Origin of the sequence: Streptomyces canus (genome assembly GCF_001514145.1) — a bacterium.
Classification (GTDB): domain Bacteria; phylum Actinomycetota; class Actinomycetes; order Streptomycetales; family Streptomycetaceae; genus Streptomyces; species Streptomyces canus.
Genome location: NZ_KQ948716.1, coordinates 1 through 728 on the forward strand (window position 1 = coordinate 1; position 728 = coordinate 728).

Here is a 728-nt window from a genome sequence, read left to right on the forward strand (position 1 = left end):
TGAGGTCCTGCTCTTCGGGGAGTGCTTCGGTGTCGACGCCGCGGACCTGGGACAACTCGTGCTTGAGTGCGGCGAGTTCGGCGCCGCCTGCCATGTGGTTGGTCAGCTCCTCCAGGGTGATCTGGTCGCGGGAGGCGGACAGTTCCATGGTGCCCAGGCGCAGCACGCTGAAGTGGTCGCCGACCATGTAGGCGTGGTGGGGGTTGTGGGTGATGAAGATGACGCCCAGGCCGCGGTCGCGGGCGGCGGCCACGTACTTGAGCACCACGCCGGACTGCTTCACACCCAGGGCGGCGGTGGGCTCGTCCAGGATGAGGACGCGGGCGCCGAAGTAGACGGCGCGGGCGATGGCCACGCACTGGCGCTGGCCGCCGGAGAGGGTGCCGATGGGCTGTTCGAGGTCGTCGAGGACGATGCCCATCTCGCGCAGTTCGTGGTCGGCGGTCTTCTTCATCTTCTCGATGTCCAGACGGCGGATCGGCCAGGGGCCCTTGGTCATCTCGGAGCCGAGGAAGAAGTTGCGCCATACCGGCATCAGGGGGACCACGGCGAGGTCCTGGTAGACGGTGGCGATGCCCTTGTCCAACGCTTCGCGGGGGGTGGAGAAGCGCACCGGGGTGTTGTCGACGAGGAACTCGCCCTCGGTGTGCTGGTGCAGTCCGGAGATGATCTTGATGAGGGTGGACTTGCCGGCGCCGTTGTCGCCCAGCACGCAGGTGACCTGGCCC

General features: G+C 67.4%; 1 protein-coding gene. It reads right to left on the reverse strand.

Features of this window, described 5'->3' with window-relative positions; translation table 11 throughout:
• Positions 1 to 728, reverse strand: a 728-nt coding sequence (locus AQJ46_RS51185) for an ATP-binding cassette domain-containing protein (protein ID WP_059212217.1), incomplete at both ends; no start/stop codon positions are given.